Source organism: Neobacillus sp. plas4 (genome assembly GCF_057221695.1).
Genome location: NZ_CM170152.1, coordinates 803,832 through 823,693, shown reverse-complemented (window position 1 = coordinate 823,693; position 19,862 = coordinate 803,832). Strand labels below are relative to the sequence as shown.

Annotated in this window: 26 protein-coding genes and 1 pseudogene; 7 read left to right on the top strand and 20 right to left on the bottom strand. The window is 35.0% G+C overall.

Going from position 1 to position 19,862, the window contains the following annotated elements; genetic code table 11:
- Window positions 1–109: 109 nt before the first annotated feature.
- Complete coding sequence (locus AC2TFD_RS04040) at window positions 110–448, bottom strand: hypothetical protein (protein WP_335568174.1); 339 nt, start codon at window positions 446–448, stop codon at window positions 110–112.
- Between the two features lie 270 nt (window positions 449–718).
- On the opposite strand from AC2TFD_RS04040, the gene AC2TFD_RS04035 reads away from it, so the two are divergent.
- From AC2TFD_RS04035 to AC2TFD_RS04025, 3 genes are all read left to right on the top strand, one after another.
- Window positions 719–1,348, top strand: coding sequence for a cysteine hydrolase family protein (locus AC2TFD_RS04035; protein ID WP_179602073.1), 630 nt, complete (start codon window positions 719–721; stop codon window positions 1,346–1,348).
- A gap of 309 nt (window positions 1,349–1,657) precedes the next feature.
- Complete coding sequence (locus AC2TFD_RS04030) at window positions 1,658–1,954, top strand: hypothetical protein (protein WP_335568173.1); 297 nt, start codon at window positions 1,658–1,660, stop codon at window positions 1,952–1,954.
- 200 nt (window positions 1,955–2,154) lie between these two features.
- A complete protein-coding gene (locus AC2TFD_RS04025; RefSeq protein ID WP_335568172.1) occupies window positions 2,155–2,733 on the top strand; it encodes a DUF6241 domain-containing protein in 579 nt (192 codons plus the stop codon).
- A gap of 704 nt (window positions 2,734–3,437) precedes the next feature.
- Here the strand turns inward: AC2TFD_RS04025 and fabZ are convergent.
- The 11 genes and pseudogenes from fabZ to AC2TFD_RS03970 all read right to left on the bottom strand — a co-directional run bounded on the left by fabZ (window position 3,438) and on the right by AC2TFD_RS03970 (window position 8,513).
- A pseudogene (gene fabZ, locus AC2TFD_RS04020) lies at window positions 3,438–3,863 on the bottom strand (3-hydroxyacyl-ACP dehydratase FabZ).
- Between the two features lie 238 nt (window positions 3,864–4,101).
- Complete coding sequence (locus AC2TFD_RS04015) at window positions 4,102–4,302, bottom strand: hypothetical protein (protein WP_335520623.1); 201 nt, start codon at window positions 4,300–4,302, stop codon at window positions 4,102–4,104.
- Between the two features lie 149 nt (window positions 4,303–4,451).
- The gene (locus AC2TFD_RS04010) at window positions 4,452–5,063 is read right to left on the bottom strand and encodes a LysE/ArgO family amino acid transporter (protein WP_484675025.1); all 612 of its coding nucleotides are present in this window, start codon (window positions 5,061–5,063) and stop codon (window positions 4,452–4,454) included.
- Window positions 5,064–5,288: 225 nt separating this feature from the next.
- Window positions 5,289–5,672 (bottom strand): MazG nucleotide pyrophosphohydrolase domain-containing protein, encoded by a 384-nt coding sequence (locus AC2TFD_RS04005; protein ID WP_484675024.1) that lies wholly within the window; start codon window positions 5,670–5,672, stop codon window positions 5,289–5,291.
- 114 nt (window positions 5,673–5,786) lie between these two features.
- On the bottom strand, window positions 5,787–6,089 hold the full coding sequence (locus AC2TFD_RS04000) for a hypothetical protein (protein WP_484675023.1): 303 nt from the start codon (window positions 6,087–6,089) through the stop codon (window positions 5,787–5,789).
- 120 nt (window positions 6,090–6,209) lie between these two features.
- Entirely contained in the window at window positions 6,210–6,731 is a 522-nt protein-coding gene (locus AC2TFD_RS03995) for a YcxB family protein (protein ID WP_335568170.1), read from the bottom strand.
- Between the two features lie 119 nt (window positions 6,732–6,850).
- Window positions 6,851–7,081: a hypothetical protein gene (locus AC2TFD_RS03990; protein ID WP_484675022.1), complete on the bottom strand. Its 231-nt coding sequence runs from the start codon at window positions 7,079–7,081 to the stop codon at window positions 6,851–6,853.
- Window positions 7,082–7,094: 13 nt separating this feature from the next.
- Entirely contained in the window at window positions 7,095–7,472 is a 378-nt protein-coding gene (locus AC2TFD_RS03985; protein ID WP_484675021.1) for a hypothetical protein, read from the bottom strand.
- A gap of 11 nt (window positions 7,473–7,483) precedes the next feature.
- Window positions 7,484–8,140 carry a hypothetical protein gene (locus AC2TFD_RS03980; protein ID WP_484675020.1) on the bottom strand — a complete coding sequence of 219 codons (657 nt, stop codon included), beginning with the start codon at window positions 8,138–8,140 and terminating at the stop codon, window positions 7,484–7,486.
- Window positions 8,141–8,176: 36 nt separating this feature from the next.
- Window positions 8,177–8,338 carry a hypothetical protein gene (locus tag AC2TFD_RS03975; RefSeq protein WP_484675019.1) on the bottom strand — a complete coding sequence of 54 codons (162 nt, stop codon included), beginning with the start codon at window positions 8,336–8,338 and terminating at the stop codon, window positions 8,177–8,179.
- A 52-nt stretch (window positions 8,339–8,390) separates the two neighbouring features.
- On the bottom strand, window positions 8,391–8,513 hold the full coding sequence (locus AC2TFD_RS03970; RefSeq protein WP_335568165.1) for a hypothetical protein: 123 nt from the start codon (window positions 8,511–8,513) through the stop codon (window positions 8,391–8,393).
- 240 nt (window positions 8,514–8,753) lie between these two features.
- Between AC2TFD_RS03970 and AC2TFD_RS03965 the strand changes: the two genes are divergently transcribed.
- Entirely contained in the window at window positions 8,754–9,152 is a 399-nt protein-coding gene (locus AC2TFD_RS03965; RefSeq protein WP_335568164.1) for a (deoxy)nucleoside triphosphate pyrophosphohydrolase, read from the top strand.
- An 18-nt stretch (window positions 9,153–9,170) separates the two neighbouring features.
- Here AC2TFD_RS03965 and AC2TFD_RS03960 read toward each other — a convergent pair whose 3' ends face one another.
- The 6 genes from AC2TFD_RS03960 to AC2TFD_RS03935 all read right to left on the bottom strand — a co-directional run bounded on the left by AC2TFD_RS03960 (window position 9,171) and on the right by AC2TFD_RS03935 (window position 17,139).
- The gene (locus AC2TFD_RS03960; RefSeq protein ID WP_335568163.1) at window positions 9,171–11,984 is read right to left on the bottom strand and encodes a DEAD/DEAH box helicase; all 2,814 of its coding nucleotides are present in this window, start codon (window positions 11,982–11,984) and stop codon (window positions 9,171–9,173) included.
- Between the two features lie 160 nt (window positions 11,985–12,144).
- Entirely contained in the window at window positions 12,145–12,819 is a 675-nt protein-coding gene (locus AC2TFD_RS03955; RefSeq protein ID WP_335568162.1) for a uracil-DNA glycosylase, read from the bottom strand.
- 337 nt (window positions 12,820–13,156) lie between these two features.
- The gene (locus AC2TFD_RS03950) at window positions 13,157–13,384 is read right to left on the bottom strand and encodes a hypothetical protein (RefSeq protein ID WP_484675018.1); all 228 of its coding nucleotides are present in this window, start codon (window positions 13,382–13,384) and stop codon (window positions 13,157–13,159) included.
- A gap of 47 nt (window positions 13,385–13,431) precedes the next feature.
- The gene (locus AC2TFD_RS03945; protein WP_484675017.1) at window positions 13,432–14,568 is read right to left on the bottom strand and encodes a Ger(x)C family spore germination protein; all 1,137 of its coding nucleotides are present in this window, start codon (window positions 14,566–14,568) and stop codon (window positions 13,432–13,434) included.
- Window positions 14,565–15,692 carry a GerAB/ArcD/ProY family transporter gene (locus tag AC2TFD_RS03940; RefSeq protein WP_484675016.1) on the bottom strand — a complete coding sequence of 376 codons (1,128 nt, stop codon included), beginning with the start codon at window positions 15,690–15,692 and terminating at the stop codon, window positions 14,565–14,567. Before AC2TFD_RS03940 ends, AC2TFD_RS03945 begins: the two co-directional genes overlap by 4 nt.
- A complete protein-coding gene (locus AC2TFD_RS03935) occupies window positions 15,646–17,139 on the bottom strand; it encodes a spore germination protein (protein ID WP_335568160.1) in 1,494 nt (497 codons plus the stop codon). The genes AC2TFD_RS03940 and AC2TFD_RS03935 overlap by 47 nt, the downstream gene beginning before the upstream one ends.
- A 108-nt stretch (window positions 17,140–17,247) precedes the next feature.
- Here AC2TFD_RS03935 and AC2TFD_RS03930 point away from each other — a divergent pair, with 108 nt between their 5' ends.
- Genes AC2TFD_RS03930 through AC2TFD_RS03920 form a run of 3 tightly spaced genes read left to right on the top strand, consistent with a single transcriptional unit; the run spans window position 17,248 to window position 17,772 of the window.
- Window positions 17,248–17,535 carry a recombinase family protein gene (locus AC2TFD_RS03930; RefSeq protein WP_484676264.1) on the top strand — a complete coding sequence of 96 codons (288 nt, stop codon included), beginning with the start codon at window positions 17,248–17,250 and terminating at the stop codon, window positions 17,533–17,535.
- Window positions 17,507–17,623, top strand: a complete 117-nt coding sequence (locus AC2TFD_RS03925) for a hypothetical protein (protein WP_484676263.1) — start codon at window positions 17,507–17,509, stop codon at window positions 17,621–17,623. Before AC2TFD_RS03930 ends, AC2TFD_RS03925 begins: the two co-directional genes overlap by 29 nt.
- Window positions 17,620–17,772, top strand: coding sequence for a hypothetical protein (locus AC2TFD_RS03920; protein ID WP_484675015.1), 153 nt, complete (start codon window positions 17,620–17,622; stop codon window positions 17,770–17,772). The genes AC2TFD_RS03925 and AC2TFD_RS03920 overlap by 4 nt, the downstream gene beginning before the upstream one ends.
- A gap of 675 nt (window positions 17,773–18,447) precedes the next feature.
- Here the strand turns inward: AC2TFD_RS03920 and AC2TFD_RS03915 are convergent.
- Window positions 18,448–18,636: a hypothetical protein gene (locus tag AC2TFD_RS03915; protein ID WP_484675014.1), complete on the bottom strand. Its 189-nt coding sequence runs from the start codon at window positions 18,634–18,636 to the stop codon at window positions 18,448–18,450.
- Between the two features lie 163 nt (window positions 18,637–18,799).
- Complete coding sequence (locus tag AC2TFD_RS03910; RefSeq protein ID WP_335568159.1) at window positions 18,800–19,759, bottom strand: LacI family DNA-binding transcriptional regulator; 960 nt, start codon at window positions 19,757–19,759, stop codon at window positions 18,800–18,802.
- Between the last annotated feature and the right edge of the window lie 103 nt (window positions 19,760–19,862).

Genomic DNA, 19,862 nt, shown 5'->3' with positions numbered 1-19,862 from the left:
TATGAATGACAAGTAAAAACGCTCAGATTTTTCCTGAGCGTTTTTGTCGTAATATTTATCAACCTAATTGAACTAAGCTACCCGTTAGTGGAACAAGGGTGGTTTCCAATTACCTCTCTTTTAATCGCTCTAACCACTGAATAAACCACTCTTGAGGTAATTTTACCTTTGATAAGTCTATTTTCTGCAACTCTTTTAATGAATAGGAATTAACCAAAAATAAATCCCACTGACATTCTATATCTCGTGCAACAATAGCTGCTTTTTCAATGATTGGAGACAATTCAGCATCCTCAAAGACCATTGTAAAATTATCACACCACTGTGCAAAATCATAATGTGAGAAATGGTTTTTATTTTTGGATATGCAACTTAATAGCTCACTTAAACTTTCGTATGAATATGGTAAAGTAATCGTTGTTTTATTCAAATTCCAACCAGTTGTCACATTTATCACCCTTTTTTAAGAAAAGCTACCCGTTAGCTTAACAAGTACCTTCTGGAAACATTCGTCAAAGTTGCACACTAATTTTCTATAACAAAGTGAACTAAACAAACTACAAATACATATAGATGCCTATAGAGTTTTTAATGACTATGTACTTGTTCGATGCGGCTGTCGTGTCAATGCTGAACTTTTAAAAAAACAACTTCTCTATCTTTCCTGAACAGGTAACAAACATTTCCGCAAGCTTATGCTGCGAGGGAGGTAAGTAATTTGCCGTTTAAACCACATCCCAATAATACTGCCATTGTAATCACAGACCCACAAAATGACTTTATGAGTCCTGGGGGAAGAGGCTATCATCTGACTAAAGGAACTATTGAACGAAACAATACCATACAAAAACTTGAACTATTAATGAGAACTGCCATCAATAAGGGATACCAACTTTTCATATCGCCCCATTATTTATACCCTCATGATTATGGCTGGCAATTTACAGGAAATGAACAAAAGATGCTATTAGGTCTTAGAATGTATCAAGTGGCAAATGCGTACACACCACCGTCATTTGGAGCTGATTTTGTTCATTCTTTCAAACCTTATATTTTTGATAGAAGAACCGTCATTGCAACTCCTCACAAGGTTGCCAGCCCACAAACAAATGACTTGGAATATCAGTTACGACAACATAGAAAAGAGAAGATAATTATTGCAGGGGTGCTTTCCAACGTTTGTGTAGAGTCCCATATGAGGCATCTAATCGAAACTGGTTTTGAAACAGCTGTTGTATACGATGCCACCGCAACAATTAGTGAAGAGGATTTTCAAGCTGCCGTTACCAATTATAAAGCATTTGCCAGTGCTACTTGGACGACACAGGAGGCTATTTCAAACTTATAAATCATTCCCCAATTGGTAATTTCCTATACAACTTGTCTGAACTGTCCCCAAGTGGTTACTTGGTCAGAATAAGAGCTTGGAATAACGGATGAATTTAGATAGCACACCCCCCTCCAATCTGTTCGGAGGGGGCTATTCTTGCTTGGTACAAACATAAAAGAGCCATTTCCATTCTTCAACTAAATTGCAACGTTACTTTAAGTGTATTTCTTCACAATCAATTGCGAAAGGCATTGAAAAAGAAAACAAATTTATATTAAACGATATTTGGTATTGTACAAGAAATGATTCAGAGGATATTCTAAAAGGATGGAAATTGATGATGGAACATTTCTAATTATTGGATGGGAGACTGTGGTTATGAAAGAATATCAAGAAATAACAGTAACGAAAAATGTTGCCACTTCAATAACTTGCAATAAATGTGGTAAGAAGGAAAAAATAACTGAATATGGATTTGAAGTAAATGAATTTCATGCTTTCAACTTATCTTTTGGATATCCATCTATGTATGATGAACAAAGATGGAAATTTGACATTTTCGAGACTTGTCTTGTTGATTTTGTAAAAACTTTCAAACATTCTCCCGACATCTATGAAGTCTAGCTGATGTTAGGCTTTTTTTTGATCTTGTTTAAGTTTCTTTAAATTATATGGTTATATGTCAAAATTTATATGCCATAGTGATACACAATTTCTTACAGTTATTTGATTTCCTCAATATTATAATTGTTTATTTAATTCTGATTAATCCTTTTATTGTAAATTGAAATGGTGTGATAGAATAATATTTGGGGGAATTATTTATGATAAAAGAGATCGAACCTGAATTTGAAGATGAAATGGAAGTTGAAACAAACTCTAAAAATAAAAAAATCAACAGAGTAGCTTTAGGTGGTACCATTCTTGGGATTGCAGCGATGGTTGGAATTGCTTGGTATTACATAAGTGGAAACGTCCAAAAATACGAAGCTGAGAAGTTTGCGCAGGAACATCCAAATGATGCTATAGCAATAGCTGCCAAATTGGAAGACACAAAAGCTAATGCAATTGGTCTCTTTGATAATGAGGATAGCGTTCTAATGACTATGAATCAAATGACACATCAGAAAATAGCTGCTGAAGAGAAGACCGGTGCTGTACCAATGACTAAAGCGAACATTGAAGAAGTTACTGAATTCGTTGAAAACAGCGAATTTGAGCATAAAGATGAAATGCTAAGGATTTTAGACAAATGGCAAGAAGGAGACTTCTCTTCTGTCAACGGTGACCATGACTATATCTTAAAAATGCAAGATGGTACTAAAGGCTGGTCTACTGGATTGTTCACACCTGAAGAAGAAGCCCAATTCGTTTTGGAGAACTGGGGTAGCAAATTTGACTAAGAAAGGAAGCTATATGGAGCTTAAATGCGTTCATTGTAATGAGAAAAACGTCCCTGAAGAAGGTATTCTTTGCTTTAAGTGCCTTGAGGAATTAATGGAAAAAATAAAAGTAGTTGATCCAAAAAGAGTCCTCCATTGAGGGCTTATTTTTTTGAATATATAATTATTATAAATATCAATTATGGCCGTTTTCAATTGAAAAAATTAGGAAGAGGAACAATTAAGAGTAATATTGATGTTCTTTCTAGGCCTGGTAATATATCAGAAATAAAGGATAGGCTTCTAATGGATATTTAACATGCAAAGCAACGATCATATGTTGCTATTACCTTTATTTCCAAAGATGAAATAATGACATCTAATTCTAAGCTGGATAAAGTAGAAGAAGTGAAATAAAACATTTGTCCTATTCAACTAACTCATTCGTTATTACATAAGATCGTAAAAGGACTGTCTAATTTAGACAAGTCCTTTTTTAAAATTCAAAATATCAACATTTTTCTTTAACAGAGCCTAGAAAATAAAAAAGGATTGTATGGGGCTAGAAAAAATCTTCTAAAGCTTCTCTGTAGTTTAACAAGGAAAAAAAGTAAAAAGGACCGATGGATCCTATTACTTTAACTTCTTATTAACTTAAAGTCCCCCTTTAAAATAAGACACTCTTCTGTCCAACAATTTGAATGACTTTTAGAAATTAATAGCTTCTAATCACCAAATGCATATATTATCTCTGTTTCGCAAACTACTTCTCCATCAACTGTAGCTATGCCTTTGCCTTTTCCAATAGAACCTTTTATTCGGGTTATTTCAACCTCAAGACGGAGTTGGCCTCCTGGTTTTACTTGCTGTTTAAATCGGCATTTATCTATACCTGCTAAAAGCCCTAATCTTCCTTGATTTCCTTCTTTAGTTAACATTACAACTGCACTTACTTGGGCTAATGCCTCTACAATTAATACGCCTGGCATAACTGGATAATTGGGGAAGTGTCCGTTAAAAAAGTCCTCATTCACAGTCACATTTTTAATACCAACTGCTCTTTATCCTTCTTCTAATTCCAAAATTCTATCCACTAAAAGAAATGGATAACGATGTCTAATAACTTTCTTAATTTTTTGAGTATCTAACATCATTTGAAAAAATCTATTTATCTCTTGGTATCTCCGATTGTATGTGAATTGATGTGCTAATTAGTGTATTAATTCCATTAAAGTATTGATATAACAACAAAAAGAAGGACAGCAATTCGTATGTGAATTATGTCCTCAATTAGTCTGTTATTGGATGTTTTCTCCCCGTCAACCGATCCTGTTATTCTGAAGGAACGTTACTTGCAGTAAAAAAACATTTCTTAAAATAAATTGAAGTTTACTCTTTTTCGGTAATAAACCATCCTTCAGGTTTTTTTTCTATATGAAATACATCTTCATCGAATTTTTTTCTTAGTTCTTTATATTCCTCATTTTCAATTTTAATCTGTGCTACTCTAATTTGCTTCAATGTTATTTCTGGTTTCTTCATTTCAAAAACCAGATCTTTTAGAATAAAAAAAGTCTTTTGACGTTTCAAACTCTCCACTTCCTTCCTTTTACATCTCTTCTATTTAAGAATTAACCAATAATGAATAAAACCCTACAAAATCTTTGTTAAATGTTTGTAAATCATAAAATATAAGATAAATATGAATGATTTCTTCATTAAAGCAACCGTTTGTATTTTTAGGAAATTAATGATGAAAAAAGATATATGGCGGTGCCCCACATTATTAACGCCGATACTTTGTTTAAAATGGACATAAATCCTTCTGACTTGTTTAACCTTCCAACCTGTCTTCCAATGAATGCAAGACAAAAAAACCAGATCCAAGATATGGTGATACATGCGAAGGTAAATCCCAGTTTTTCTATACCTGAATACGAAATTGAACTTGTACCTATTACTCCAATGGTATCCATGATTGCGTGGGGATTTAACAAAGAAACGGAAATAGCAAAAGCAATTTGCTTTTTTGGAGAAAGTGCTTTATTTTCTGATGAATTTGAATTAGGCTTATTTTTCCAAGTCACAAACCCCATAAACACTAAAAAAATAATTCCAGCTGTTAATAAAACAAACTTTATCCAATAAACCCCTAAAACAATGACGGATATACCCAATACTGCTATAGAAATAAGGAGAGTGTCACAAATGGATGCAGTAAGGACTACAGGTAAGGTCCTTCTGAATTTCGTTTGAGTTGCCCCCTGATTAAAAACAAATACATTCTGAACTCCTAATGGAAGAATGAGCCCAAAAGCCAAAATAATACCGTGAATGATTGCACTTATCATCTAAAACTACTATCCTTTCTAACCATGTATACCAAAAGGCAGTGATAAAGATGTCTTATTTCATTAAACTGCCTTTACTTTCAATAAGCGAAGTGGCTGCCGTCACAACAATCCTACTAAATATGAGTGTCTGTGAATGTAATAAGTTGGCCCCATTTGGACCAACCCTTTTTAATTCTATTTAATCGTTACCTATGTTACGATACAACACTGCCCTATGAATCGTCATTTCGTTGATTTTACTAAATCCTTATTCTTGCGGTTTTTAACTTCATCCATCTTTGAATAAAAGCTTTCTTCCAAATCGATTCCAAAATAATTATAAAATTTCAACATATAAGCCAGACAGTCTGCCAGCTCTTTGCCCATGTTTTCTTTAATTTGATCCTTTGCTAACTCAAATGCCTTCTTTTCTTCCATGCCATTTTCAACGTAGGACGCAGTAAGATTAAAGGCCTTTCGCAGCTCCTCCGCTACCTCAGCAACCTCGGTCGTAAGCAGCATGTAGTTATTTAAAAGAGAGTCTCTGCTCTCCGCATAGCTCTCTTCAGAAATTTCCCATCCCATTTCTTTTTGATACTGTTTCGCAAAGTTTTGTATGTCTTTCATTATTACTCCTTTCACACTAAAGATACCAATATCGTTAATCTGAATGTTTCTAATGTACGGTCTTTTAGTAGCTAGCAGCAGCTTAGTAATATCCATCTGTACCAATTTGGCAAATTACAATTGAATTGTATTATTAACTGCTTGGATCGTGCCAAATTCCTTTGATAATGCGTCCCTCATTTTTTCTCCACATTTCACACTACAAATAGGAAAAATACCATCAATTCCTTTTTTATCTGCTTCAGAGTCTATACCAGGAACTAACATTGGAACACTTGTGTTCCTTGACTCAAGATGTATATGTACAATTCTTCCGTCTGGATCTGAAATCTTCTTCTCTTCGACAAACTTTATATTTAGCCCATAAATTGGCTTTCCGCTATTAAACTTTTTCATACACCATGAACATTTCAGCATATAATCACCTTATATTAAAATTGTTTTAATAGATATTTAACATAAAAAACTGCACTGTAAAAACACTTTAGGTCAAAGCATGCAAAGATTGCGAACAGTGCCTATAAATGTTTGCTAACATTAAAGTTGTAAATGTGATAATTTTGCTTCGAAAAATGCACGTACTTCCTCTAACTCTTTTAATTCTCTTTTAGGAATGATGTAGGCACTAACAGAGCTATTATATAAATAAAGATTAGAGTTATCCTCCATCATCTTAACGACCCCTGACCAATTCACCTTCGTTTCACCGTTAGAATTCGTATCAATGATTCCATCCTCTGTCAAAAGCATCGTATGTTCTCCTAATAAACCCTCATTTTTCCCTTCTCTAATCATCTTTTTGGTTTGACTTTTAATACGATTTTGAAAATACTTCGGATAAAATAGGACCCAAAAGATTCCCATTATTAAAAAGGGAATGAATGCATATAAAAATGGGATGTCCGCAAGATTTGAAAATACATAAGCAACTATTAGGTAAATAATAGGAATCGAGTATCTTTGTATATTAAAGGATTTACTAGCGGACTCTGAGTTTTTTATGTGAAACAAATTAAAATTCAAATAATCTTCTTCGGTTAAATTATATATGATTTTCATGTTTATTCTCCAAGATCTATTTTTTGTAAATTATTAAATTTTTCAAATAAATTTTAAAATTTTTATCCTTTTATACTAACAGTTTTTTGATATAACCGATACCGTCCTGGTGATACTCTTTATAAAACCCTATTTTCTTCACTTACAGTAGATGATGAATTGCCACCCAGCGACTTCGGAACCATATCTGCTAGGGCTATTCCAGCATCTTTCCACTTATTAGGATACCTTGTTTGAATCCAATCGCTTACTTCTTTTATGGTTCCCTCTCCGCCTAAACTATCCAACGCTAGAATAATAGCTTGGTTATGATTCATATAAACACCAGTCCTTTCAAAAATAGCTGCCATTTTTTAACGTCTATTACCAGGTCCAATCCTTTAATAATTGACTAGCTTTTAAACTGTTGCCAGTTTTCGGGTTGATTATATGTGTAATCTTCACAATTCCAGCCTCCGCCAAAATATCAGATATGATATTAGCTGTTCTTAAATCAGATCCCATTCTGTTTTTTATCCTATAATCCAGTCCATCTGGTGTCCTACTTCTAACGTCATTTCTACAATTTTGAGGTAAGGTCTTGGATGGTTCCTCATTCAAACATTCTAATGTAACTTGAATTAATTGATGTGTTATTTTAATACCGCGACATTTGTATGGAAGAGTTTGTTCCAATCTTTCTATTACTAGGTTCATAAGTTCACGAGGTACATTTTTATCTATCGGACTCTTTTTCAGCAATTACATCCACCTTATTTCCTCCTTAGCAATCTTAAAAACCAATGAACTAGTCCGTTCGCAGGTATCATACTCTCCTGTCTGGCATTAGGGTTCTGGTATACATGTGGTTTCATTGTGTCCCGCTCATTTAATAAAGTTATTTTTTCCCGCAGATCTGTTAATTTTACCTCCTCATTTTGAGTCCCATCAACAGCTTTAATAGCAGTATCTTTCTGGGCAGAAATCGTCTCCTTTGATAGTCTACCAAGCTTTTGCTTCAATTCATCTTGAGTAACTTCCTCAATAATAAATTGCATTTTATCTCTTTGATTTATAATTATGTATTGACCATTTACATGTCTAATATTGAATTTCCAATGAACTCCACTTACTTTCGTTTTTACATAGTTTTCTTTCGAAACCATTGATCGTAAAAACAATCTTAAATCTCCCAGCAAAAATTTATCAAAAAACCTGATAAGCAAATAACCTTTTTGATTCTTTCGATCAAACTGTTTTAGATTTACTAATCGAAGATCAAACCAATTATAGGAGTTCTGTACTGAAGGTGATAATACGAAATATTTTCCTTTGAGAAAGATAGTTGTGTTCGAAGCCTGTTTTAAATCTAGTTCATTGATAAGGATATCTCTATTAACATTTCTCGCTGCAGAATGATCCCCAGCCATTTTGTTCCCCCTCGTGTTAGTAGTTTGCCTTTTTCCCTATACGGTAGCTTTGTTTGCCTCAGCAATTAAAGCAAAAATATAGGCAGTGTTCTGTGATTTCTTTGCTGCCTCCTGCCGGCTGCCGGTATCGCCATTTAACCAACGTTCATAATATTGGTACACATGTTCTAAATCTTTAAAAGTGATCGTTCTATCCATTGATATTTTGACACTCGGTGAGTGTGGTTTGGCCTTCTTGATGACGAGGTGCTTATCTTTTTTCCCCTACTAAAAACCACAAAGGAACACTCTTATTTTGCGGAACCGTATGTATTTCAAACTCTGATAAACTAGCTTTTGCTCTTAAATGATTCCATAAAGTCTCTGCGCTCATATACCTCTCCCCCTTTAACAAATTTCTCCAAATATTATCTCTATTATAGCAAAATCCTTACTGGGTTAATTAGTAAGGTTTTTATTACTATTAGAAATTCAGAGCTTTTCCTTGCTTATAAATTTTCTGGCAACAATTCAAATACCAAAGATGCAAAGACACATTCTTTTATCAGTTTAAAGAATACATCTTAAAAAAATGATATTATTATGTTTATAACTATTTCATTAGGAGGCTATCATGAAAAAACTTGTAAAAGTAGTTGCTGCTGTTATTGAAAATGAAAATAACGAAATATTATGTGCGTTAAGATCTCCAGAAATGTCTATTCCTAATATGTGGGAGTTTCCAGGTGGAAAAGTAGAGGCTAATGAGGATATATACTCAGCACTAATGAGAGAAATAGATGAAGAATTGGACTGTAAGATTGAAACAACCAAAGAAATCTTCAACGACAACACACATGAATATGAAACATTTATCATTAATTTAATTTCGATTAAATGTAAAGTAGTCGATGGTACGCCCACACCTAGTGAACATTCAAAGTTAATCTGGTTAAAAAGAGAAAACCTTGATTCCCTCAAGTGGGCTCCAGCGGATATTCCCGCTGTTAAGCAGTTAATTCAAGAAAAATAGTCTTCTCGAATGAGAAGACTAAACTTTTTCTGTAAACTCTGTATATAGGTTTGCCGGTACTTCATTCCCTAATTCCATTCTTACCGTAATTGGTTTGTCACCTTCGAAATAAACAGAATTCCCTTTTCCAATATAGATATAGGGTTCCGTCTTCCCATCAATCTCTCTATACTTACGAATAAACAAGTGAAGATTAATACCACGTTGTTTATTGAAAATAATATTTTTCCCTCTTTCAGACTGTTGAGTGGTACTATTCACTGATTGCCATTGGAACTCATGAGGACTAATAAATTTATCTTTGTAGTTAATACTTTCTTTTACATCCTCTTCTTTGTGTAGATCAATAAACAGAAAATACTCATTCCCATTTGCTAACAATCCTGACCCTCTAAAGGAACTGTGGATTTTACGATAGTTAGACAATAAAGCTGCATCCACCATTTGATATTGCTCATAAAGTTTAAAATGTGGAACTCCGTAGTATTCATTTTTAAATTCCTTTTCATATCGGAAGATCCCATAGGTAATAATATCTTCGATAAACTTCCTGTAATCTTCAGTTTCCAATAGCTTTTTAAAGAGTGGAGATTTAATAACTTTGCCATTGCTAAAATGAACTAATTTCGGCTTGTTCTTTATTTGGACACTATCATAGTAGGTTTGATTCAGGCACTCAAATGCATGTAGAACACTATCATCATCAACTTCAGTTATCATCTTTAAGATTTGTCTTTTTGCAATTTCAAGATCTATTTCATCGTGATCTAATAAATATCGAATGATAACAAACTCATAAATTCGCTTAAGTGGAAGCTTGCTTGATAATTCTTTTAAAGTCCCCTCAAATGCCTCATTATGTAAAAGTTCCTTTAAATAATCATCCTTCTCCACTTTGGCCACAAATTGTATATATGTTTTTTCCCGATCAATGAATTTAACAGGATCCGGTGCTCCATCATATTTCAGATAATCCAATAACAATAATGGTATACGACCCTGATTAAGTTTCTTAAATTCAAAGTACTCTTCCTTGAGGTACTTCATTGAATTGAAGTTTTCTCTATCAATCTGAGTCAATATTCTCTCCTGAGTTATTTTATCCATTTGAATATGGGTACACCCAGGTATATTAGCAAATCCTGTTGCAACTGCTACCTTCAAGCTTTCTTTATCATAATAACGACTTCCGTTTAATGCCAACGCAATTAGGAAAGTTTTGTTATGGTTCCCAATAAAATCGAGTACTGTTAAGAAAGACTTTTCTGCATGTTTCCGTAGCCCTCTTCCGAGCTGCTGAATAAAAACAATGGGAGAATTAGTTGGCCTTAACATTAGTACACTATTTACAGATGGAATATCCACACCTTCATTAAATATATCAACTGTAAAAATGAATTCTAATTCGTCATGGTCACTTTCTAATTGATTAATAAATCGTTCCCTTGTTTCGGGTGAGTCTCCACCATGTAAACAAACACTCTGATAACCTCTTTTATTAAATTCACTAGCCATATACTGTGCATGCTCAATACTGGCGCAGAAACCTAGTCCCTTTCTTTTTTCACCGTCATGACCATAGAAGTCCATTTTCTCAATAATAAAATCGACTCGTTCATTAACTTTTAACCTTTTTGTGATTTCAGCGATATCGTCGATGTTCACATCACTCAAATCTATACCTTCAATATCCGTTATTCCAAAGTAGTGAAAAGGAATAACTAGCTCGTCCTCAAGTGCCTCATGCAAGCGAACCTCTATTGCTACATTATTATCAAAAAGGTCAAAAACGTTATAACCATCACTGCGCTCTGGTGTTGCAGTCATTCCTAATGTAAATTCAGGCTTAAAGTAATCTAATACCGTTTGATAAGTTGGGCTAGTCGCATGATGGGCTTCATCAATGATTAGATATTCAAATTCATCCCTTTTAAATTCATAGTAACATTTAGACATGGTTTGAATGGTAGCAAATACATAATCAACATTTTTCTGTTTATGGTTACCAGTGAGCAGACCAAAGGATAGCCCTTCATTTGGTAATAGCAACTCAAATGCTTCCTTTGCTTTTTTCAAAATCTCTTCTCTATGAACAATAAAAAGAAGTTTCTTTGGTTTAAAGCTTTTTACATCAAATGCCGACATATAGGTTTTACCTGTACCAGTCGCCGCAATGACAAGAGCCTTTTTCTCACCAAAGTTTCTCAGTCTCTCTAAATTCTCAGTAGCTCTTCTTTGCATTCTATTGGGGACAATATATTTTTTATTCTCATATATTAAGTTCCTTGATTGTTTGGTATCCTTAAAGCTCTTTAGAAACTCTTCATATCTATTAATAAAATCTTGATCTGCAACCTCACTCATATTCCAAAGATATTCGTATTCCTTTAAAACATCCTGTATAAATCGACCATTCTCTTTCGTGATGATTTCAACATTCCATTCAATATTACTCTTCAATGCACTCTGAGTAATATTAGAAGAACCAATAATCACCTTATAGCTATCTTTGTATTCAAATATGTATGCCTTGGTGTGGAAACCAATCTCTTTATCCGTAACAAAAACCTTTAAATCCACATTTTTAAACTCTCTTATCTTTTCCAATGCCTTTGCATCAGTGAAATTTAGATAAGTTGAAGTAATAATTTTCCCTTGAATCCCCTTTTCCTCTGCTTCCTTCAAAGGGTCTAGCAAAAGCTGGAGTCCGCTAAAGTTAATAAAAGCCACACTAAAATAAAACCTTTCACACTCGTTCATGGATCTCACTAATTCTCTTAATAAATTCCCTTTATCGGAATTCACAATTAACTTCTTTTCGATCGTATCCATCGAATTTCCCCTGACTATATAGTTATTTCTGTCTAACCAATGTTATATTTTGGATATACAAAAATTGTACAATATATAGTAAGAAATAAAAAGATCCCCTATTCGATGATGAATAAAGATCTAAATAATAACAACTATAAGTTTTTATAAATCTATATACCTAAAAATGATTAATTTGCCAATCAATCTCCATTCTCTCAATTTCCCTCAAAAATCCATTAGCTTTTGAAAACGGCCGGCTACCAAAAAAGCCATTATGGGCAGAAAGCGGACTCGGGTGAGGAGATTTAATAATAAAGTGATGGGGTGAAGTAATCAATTGTTGTTTCTGCTGTGCGAAATTACCCCAAAGGATGAATACGACTGGTGTCTCTCTTTGATTCAATATCTCTATAACTCTATTTGTGAACATCTCCCAACCAAGACCTTTATGTGAGTTTGCATTTCCAGCCTGTACAGTCAGCACTGCATTTAGCATTAATACTCCCTGTTTTGCCCACTCTACTAGATGCCCATGATTAGGAATCGAGCAGCCCACATCTTCTTGAAGTTCCTTATAGATATTGCGTAGAGATGGTGGAATTTTTATTCCCGGTTTGACGGAAAAACTTAAACCATGAGCTTGTCCATGGCCATGATAGGGATCCTGACCGATAATCACTACTTTCGTATCTTGATAGGATGTGTAGTGGAGCGCATTAAAAATATCATTTTGATCTGGATAAATGACCTTTGTTTGATATTCTGCCTGTAGTTTTTTCCTTAATTGTTGATAATACGGTTTCTCAAATTCCTCCTCCAATAAAGGTGCCCAATCATTTTTTAAAATTGCCATTCTTTTTCACTCACTTTTCTAGATTGTTAAATAATTTAATTATAGTTTAAAAAGGAGAGTTAAATAAATTTTTGCCCATAAAAAAACACGTACAATACCAAGCACTGTTCGCTTACTCTCTGCAAAACCACTATTTATGATACGGCTCACCGTAGTAATTTAAGTTGCAAAAAACGAGGCATTGGAACACGGATATCCAATGCCTTTTCATACAATAACGGTTATCTTCTTTCCACCTATATTTTTTAACAAATAACATAAATTACATCATGCCACTACTAAGGTGAAACGTTGATATCTAAAATACTTTTTGAATATTCTTTATCTGTTTCCTTAATTAACTAGGCATCTCTATAGTATTTATATCGATTTTCTTCAACCAGTTAATATTAAATTCACTTTCTTCTAATGATGTTGGTGAAAATTTTCCAGCTAACTTAATAGCAGGCTCTCTTGGGAGACCAAGTGCCATAAACTGTATATCCACTAGAGCCTTTTTTAAAAAAATTTGGGACATAGATTCTCCCATTGCCCATCTATACCCAGTTATCGCTATTTTTTTCACAAATGAATCTGTCTATTCCCCTTCAGTCATGAATACTTATTTAAGCGCTACAGTGCGAAGCTATTTGATGATGCCGGTTTCGATGATTGGGTTTGGATTTTGGGTGTTATTTTTATGGTTGGGTAGGTTTGGTTCCAGTCGAGTTTTGCCCAAGTTTTTGGGTAGTATGCTTGGACGTGTTTTCCGATTCCTAGGTAGTCACAGTTGGCTCTTTGGGTTTCACTGATGACGTGCTCTGCTTTTCTGGTAAATTCTTCGGTAATTTTTTTCGTCAATGTTTGAAGCTCTTTTTTGCTTGATAAATTGTCTTTCGGGTACGCGGCCACATGTACTTTAAGTTTAATCTTGACTTCTGCACTTATTTGTTGATTATTGGACAACTTGATTTTCAAATCATGCCTTTTGGTAAAGACATGGACAGTAACGTATTGCAGAATTTTTCTCTTTTCCTCTGGATTTACTTTTAAATTAAAACGTGCCATTTTGCTTTCTTCATTGTTCAAGATTAATAAGATACTGGCCTCATCTTCTCCGAGATCAATTCCGGTATATTTCTTGCCGTTGAACAACGCCAATCCAGTGATCTTAAGTGCGTCATTATCTGACCTTCCAATCTTTGGTAAGCCAAAATCTTGCCCCTCGTTAAAAATGATCGGACAAACGGACTGGATGGATATTCGCGGAATAAAAGTATCATCCTCAGCGCTTTCAATAATCTTTAATAATGCGTCACTAACTAGCTTTTCCTCGACGACTTTTAAGGATAGGATATCTTCAGCCCGTCCGTTTGCAACGACAATTTTTGAAGATAAAGAGTTTCTTGGGTAACGATATAGGACATCTAATATAGGGTAAATGTCCTTTTTAGCAAGCTCTTCACCGAGGATATACACCAAAACCTTATTAGGCGCATAGTTCCCCGCCACTTCTTTTTCTAAATTCATCCTCGCTTGTCGCGGCGTGGCACCAGTCGAATGCATAATCACCGATGTAACAGCTGGTCTACCCGTTCCGCTAGAATCAAGTTTCGGAACACGAATATCGGTCGTTTGAAATAACTCGCCATTGTCATAGTCGTCATATCCAACCCCAACTGCTAAACGAGTCTCCTTCAACTGATCCTGATCCCAACATCCTGTTAAAATCAGAAGGCACATTATTAGTAATATGTTTGTTTTTTTCATGCACGGATGCCCCTATTTTTGAAAATAATCGACAGTAGCAAAAGAAAAAGCGGAATCCCAAAGATAAAAATTAAACTAATTACCGCGGTATAATGATTAAACGTTTGAATCTGTATTTCGTCTGAGAAAAAGTAAGCTATTCCGAAAACTAGAATCGATAAATACCAGACTGGATATTTTCTTTTTCCTTTATGAAACATCTTACCCGCAGCAGAACTAGCAATGTATAAATAGACCACAAACGAGGTCGTCATTGGAATGATCCAATAAGATAAAAAAATCATATCAATGCGTTCCACAACACGAAAACTCAATCCCTTCAGCATATATAAAACAGGTTCCGGAATAATGGCAATTTCATTCTGACTGAAAGTTGCAAGTGTGAGGACGGTAAAATAGAGATAGATGATTACTACGGTCGCAATGGCCGATGTCATTTTTTTTAACATTTGCTTTTCTTGCCCTAAGACAAACGGAAAAATAAATAATAAGATTTCAAAGCCGAGAAGCGCAGAAGTTACTTGAGTGGAACCTTTAAAAATATCAGTGATACTTGATTGACTAATAGGCAAAAGATTAGTAAAGCTTAAATTGTTTGAAAAGGCAAAGAATGACAGTACGAACAATAGAAATACTACCACATTAACAATCGTAAAAAACCGAGCAATTACCCTTAAATTTTGTTTTCCCAGGTAAATTCCAGTGGCGATTATTAAAAAGATCATGACCATTTTTGGTGTCGTTTCTAAAATCCAACGTTCAATAATATCAGCGTATAAAATGACGACGTTACTCATCACCAAGACTCCATATAGTAAATAGGAGAAATTAACTAAATTGCCGATATATTTTCCTAACACTGTTTGCGATATCTCTAAAATCGTTTTTCCTTTATGCCGCTTCATTAACATCCAAATGATTAAAACGAAAATTTGAACAATCAATCCGGCAATGATTACCGAAATCCAAGCATTACCCTTCGCGTATTTATGTGCCTTAAATGGGATGCTTAGTAAGGAGATCCCGACTTGCGCCTGAAGAATGACAAAAAACATTTGATTAAGTGTGATGGATTTTTCATTCATGTTTTTTCCAGCCTCGTGGGTTGCCCATCTTTCTGACATCCTTCACTTCAGTGGTAGTTGGCCGATTTTTCATCATCCATATCGGAAATCGAAAAAACGTATCCTTGTTTTCTTCTAGTTTCAATGGAGCAATGGGTGAAAAATACGGTTGCCCAAATGACTCTAATTTACATAGATGAATCAGTAAGAGCGTGATGTAAAAGGCAATGCCAATAAAACCGAATAAGGAAGCAGCCATGCTAGCTGGAAAACCTAATAATCGAATCGTTGTGCTCATTTCGCTTACAGGTATCGTATAGGAAGCAATCGCTGTTAAGGCAATCACGATAACCATTGAATTGGAAACTAGATTGGCTTCAACGATGGCGGAACCAATGACTAACCCTCCGACCACCCCAATCGTCTGGGCAATCGGACTTGGAAGCCGAGTGGCCGCTTCAGACAGCAGTTCTAAAATAATCGCCATCCCGATTGCTTCGACAATCGGAGGAATCGGAACATATTCCAGCGTTCCTTTTAATGTCAGCATAAATTCATACGGTACGACCTCATAATGGAAGGATACTACAGCAATGTACAAGGCTGGCAATACCATCGCAATGTATAAACTCATCAAACGAACCAACGTCAGGAAAGAGCCAATATAAAAGCGGCTGTTATAATCATCAGGTGATTGAAAAAAAGCGAAGAAGTTAATTGGCGCCACTAAAGCAATCGGACTTCCTTCCGAGATCAACGCAAATCTCCCCTCCATTAAATTGGCCACCACCCGATCCGGCCTCTCCGTGCTCAGCATCTGCGGAAACGGTGAAAAAGACTCGTCTTCAATGAACTCAAGCAAGTAACCTGGGGATTGGATATACCCCACTTTGGAGTAGGACAATCGATACTCCAACTCCACAAGGATTTCATTATTTATCAAATCGTCGATATAAATGATAGCCACTTTGGAGTTTGATCTTTCTCCAAATTCCATATACTTAACGACAAGCTTTTCATTTTTTGCTAGTCTTCGAACTAATTGAATATTCGTGGATAAACTCTCAATAAACCCCTCATGTGAACCCCTAATAATATGTTCGCTTGAAGGCTCCTGAACGGCCCGGTTCTTGAATCCGCCCGTATTAAAAAAATAAGCCTTTTGATAATCATCCCTTAGAAGAATCGAAAAGCCATTTAGCAATTTCGTAATCACATCATCAAGATTATCAACCGTTTGCGAGTCAGAAAGGAAATGATCAGATAGAGTCAATCCTTTAATCACATTTTTTTCAATTTTATCTTGGTCGACTAGGGATTCTAAATACATCAGTGTCCCTACATGGTCAATTTTTCTTTGCCCTAGGTCACCCGTATTAACAAAACTTTGGATAATCGACTGAATATTCACCTGCACGTCTGACGAAAGCCGTTGACCCTCCACCTCAAAATGTTGCTGACTACTCTTCTCTTTATGCCCACTTCTAAAAAATGGCTTCTTAAACATTGCAGCCCAACCCTTTATTAGAAAATCCTACATATTTATCCTTTGACAAAAACACAATCCTATACCCAACACACAAAAAAACTTTAGTGCTTTAAATTATATGGAGCAATCCCACTAGGTTGCACGACTGTCTGTCGGGAAAGCACCGAGGAGCAGGCAAGTGAAGGTTACAGTATTTCTGCACAATTACATACCTTACGTCAATATGCATACCTCTACAGTTGGCAGATTTCAGAAGAATATGTTGATGAAGGTATAAGTGGCGGGATATTAAAGGTCGTCCTGCCATGCAAAGACTTATATCGGACGTTGAAAAGGGGAAATTTCAAGCTGTACTGGTGTGAAGAATTCACGCCTTTCACGCAATATGCTAGATACTTTTGTGCTACTAGATAAATTCGAGGAGTATGATGTAAAGTTTATTTCTTACTCTGAGAATTTTGATACATCCAGTCCAATCGGCAAACTTGTTGTCCAATCTTGATGGCTTCTATTGCCAAGATGGAACGTAATACATTATCAGAGAATGTTGAACTCGGAATGAAGCAAAGGGCATTAGAAGGCTCTTGGAATAGCGGTAAGGTCTTTAGCTACGATACTGTTGAAAAGGAGCTAGTTGTAAATCAAAATTAAGCACAGGTAGTACAACTTATCTATGAATGGTATTCCGAAGGTTCATCAAAAATGATTGCTTCATGTTGTCCTTCAACGAAAATGGGGTTAGGATTTTTTCCTCTTCTTATATCCTTACAATTAGGCTCTACTGACTCAAAAATTATTAACCTGAGCTTATTCAAATGCTCTTAGAACAATTCTCTGCCGCCTATAAGAAGGCACCGAGAGTCAGACAAAAGTACCTATTACAGCTACTTCTTCAAAGAATTACAATCACGAACAACAGTGACCAACCACGAATGGTCGATAAAGTTGAACTCGACTTTGACTTTACAGAGTTAAATGTTTCAAAGACCTTTACACTAATCCACATGTTGTATCGAGAACGGATAATGAAGATAGTTATTCACAGCCAATACCCGCTTCCAATAACAAAATGCCACCATATTTACAACTTTTTTTGCCTCTATTTATGGTACGGTTCTCCGTAAGGTATCCCAATGAGGTGTTATAACTTAGACTTATGACTTTTTTCCTTTATTGGCACCCAAATTTCGCTATATACATTTTCATAAGTACCATCATGCTTTGTAAAAGAAATTCCAGGTAGGTTGGCTATTTCATGACCTGAAGATGGCAGCCATTCGGAATAAACTTTTGAATCGCTTCTTGAAGGGGAGCAGGAAATGGCCCTTAATTAGGGAATATTTCCCATAAACTATCTTCGATCGAAAGTTGTTCTAAATCAGCGAATGGATTTTCTTTTGTCGTTGCAAATCCAATCAAATGAGTTAAGTAACCTTTTTCCTCCAAATATCCATCATCAAAAATATAAGATACATTCAAGACTTGATGAGGATATAAATCAGCTAATTGGTTCATTTCATTTCTTTGTTGTTCGGTAATGGACTGGGCTAGTCCTATACTTGCATTATTGACACCTTCGTTATCTTTTACGTTTATCTGCTTTTTTTAATAAATCTACGCAAAAACAGTAATTAAATTAGTTCAAATATATCACAACCAGAAATAGAGATGAATCCGCTTAAGCTGTTCCTCTTTCAATTAGCTTTACTGATATTTCCTTATTTAGGATATCGCTATTTACTGCTTGAATGAAAAGGCTTTTACCCATCTCTTCAAGAGGGATTTCTATTGTGGTAATATTCATCATTCTAGCTATTGGTTGATTATCAAATCCAATGATTGCAAGTTCATCTGGAATTGAAATTTTCTGGGATTGACAAAAGGTAACGATACCAGCTGCAACTTGATCGCTTGTCACTAACAATGCCGATGGTGGTGTATCCATTTCCTTTAATTGTTTTATGACTTTTTCACCGTCTTCGAAATAGAGACACTCATCTATAATATAATTGGGCCGGAAAAGCAAATCATATTTCTCAACAAAATCCCTATATGCTTTCTCCCGATAAGTGCTATTTGGACCTGTTTTTCTACCTATACAATACCCAATTCTCCTATGACCTTTATGATACAAATATTCTAATGCCCGAAAGAAGATTTTGTAGTGGTTAACATACGTGGATGACAACTTTTTCCCTTCAATACTTTCACATAATACAATTTGTCCAAATTGCAAATGCTCCTCAATAACAGACAAACCGCAGGATCTCGAACAAATAATTAGAGAATCAATCTGTTTTTGTTTCAACATTTGTAAAGCTTCCCTTTCCCTGCTTTCCATATAGTCGGTTTGAAATAAGACCAATTTATAGTTATTGTCCAATGCTTCCTTTGCTATTCCCTTTAATAACTGAGCAAAATATGGATGGTCAGAGAACGGCAGAACCACTCCCATCAATTGTGTTTTTCCCTTACTTAAATGAACAGCATTGATGTTTTTATGATAATTGGTCAATTTAATAGCCTCTAATACGGCATTCCTTTTTTCTTCACTAACATATGGGTGATTATTTAATACACGGGAAACAGTGGTTTTGGATACTCCAGCCATTTTGGCCAAGTCTTTTATATTTGCCATGTTCTCACCTATTTTCAAAATACGATAGTAATCATCATCAATTTATATATTTACAAGTTGACCTCCATTTCCTCTTAGTTTCACCTAATTATTCCGATGAGTT

Bases quoted from the DNA above. Each gene is read 5' to 3' on its own strand.
- AC2TFD_RS04030 (WP_335568173.1), top strand. From the start codon at position 1,658: ATGGAAATTGATGATGGAACATTTCTAATTATTGGATGGGAGACTGTG.
- AC2TFD_RS04025 (WP_335568172.1), top strand. From the start codon at position 2,155: ATGATAAAAGAGATCGAACCTGAATTTGAAGATGAAATGGAAGTTGAA.
- AC2TFD_RS04010 (WP_484675025.1), bottom strand. From the start codon at position 5,063: ATGATAAGTGCAATCATTCACGGTATTATTTTGGCTTTTGGGCTCATT.
- AC2TFD_RS04005 (WP_484675024.1), bottom strand. From the start codon at position 5,672: ATGAAAGACATACAAAACTTTGCGAAACAGTATCAAAAAGAAATGGGA.
- AC2TFD_RS04000 (WP_484675023.1), bottom strand. From the start codon at position 6,089: ATGCTGAAATGTTCATGGTGTATGAAAAAGTTTAATAGCGGAAAGCCA.
- AC2TFD_RS03995 (WP_335568170.1), bottom strand. From the start codon at position 6,731: ATGAAAATCATATATAATTTAACCGAAGAAGATTATTTGAATTTTAAT.
- AC2TFD_RS03990 (WP_484675022.1), bottom strand. From the start codon at position 7,081: ATGGCAGCTATTTTTGAAAGGACTGGTGTTTATATGAATCATAACCAA.
- AC2TFD_RS03980 (WP_484675020.1), bottom strand. From the start codon at position 8,140: ATGGCTGGGGATCATTCTGCAGCGAGAAATGTTAATAGAGATATCCTT.
- AC2TFD_RS03975 (WP_484675019.1), bottom strand. From the start codon at position 8,338: ATGGATAGAACGATCACTTTTAAAGATTTAGAACATGTGTACCAATAT.
- AC2TFD_RS03970 (WP_335568165.1), bottom strand. From the start codon at position 8,513: ATGAGCGCAGAGACTTTATGGAATCATTTAAGAGCAAAAGCTAGTTTA.
- AC2TFD_RS03965 (WP_335568164.1), top strand. From the start codon at position 8,754: ATGAAAAAACTTGTAAAAGTAGTTGCTGCTGTTATTGAAAATGAAAAT.
- AC2TFD_RS03960 (WP_335568163.1), bottom strand. From the start codon at position 11,984: ATGGATACGATCGAAAAGAAGTTAATTGTGAATTCCGATAAAGGGAAT.
- AC2TFD_RS03955 (WP_335568162.1), bottom strand. From the start codon at position 12,819: ATGGCAATTTTAAAAAATGATTGGGCACCTTTATTGGAGGAGGAATTT.
- AC2TFD_RS03945 (WP_484675017.1), bottom strand. From the start codon at position 14,568: ATGAAAAAAACAAACATATTACTAATAATGTGCCTTCTGATTTTAACA.
- AC2TFD_RS03940 (WP_484675016.1), bottom strand. From the start codon at position 15,692: ATGTCAGAAAGATGGGCAACCCACGAGGCTGGAAAAAACATGAATGAA.
- AC2TFD_RS03935 (WP_335568160.1), bottom strand. From the start codon at position 17,139: ATGTTTAAGAAGCCATTTTTTAGAAGTGGGCATAAAGAGAAGAGTAGT.
- AC2TFD_RS03925 (WP_484676263.1), top strand. From the start codon at position 17,507: ATGCTAGATACTTTTGTGCTACTAGATAAATTCGAGGAGTATGATGTA.
- AC2TFD_RS03915 (WP_484675014.1), bottom strand. From the start codon at position 18,636: ATGAACCAATTAGCTGATTTATATCCTCATCAAGTCTTGAATGTATCT.
- AC2TFD_RS03910 (WP_335568159.1), bottom strand. From the start codon at position 19,759: ATGGCAAATATAAAAGACTTGGCCAAAATGGCTGGAGTATCCAAAACC.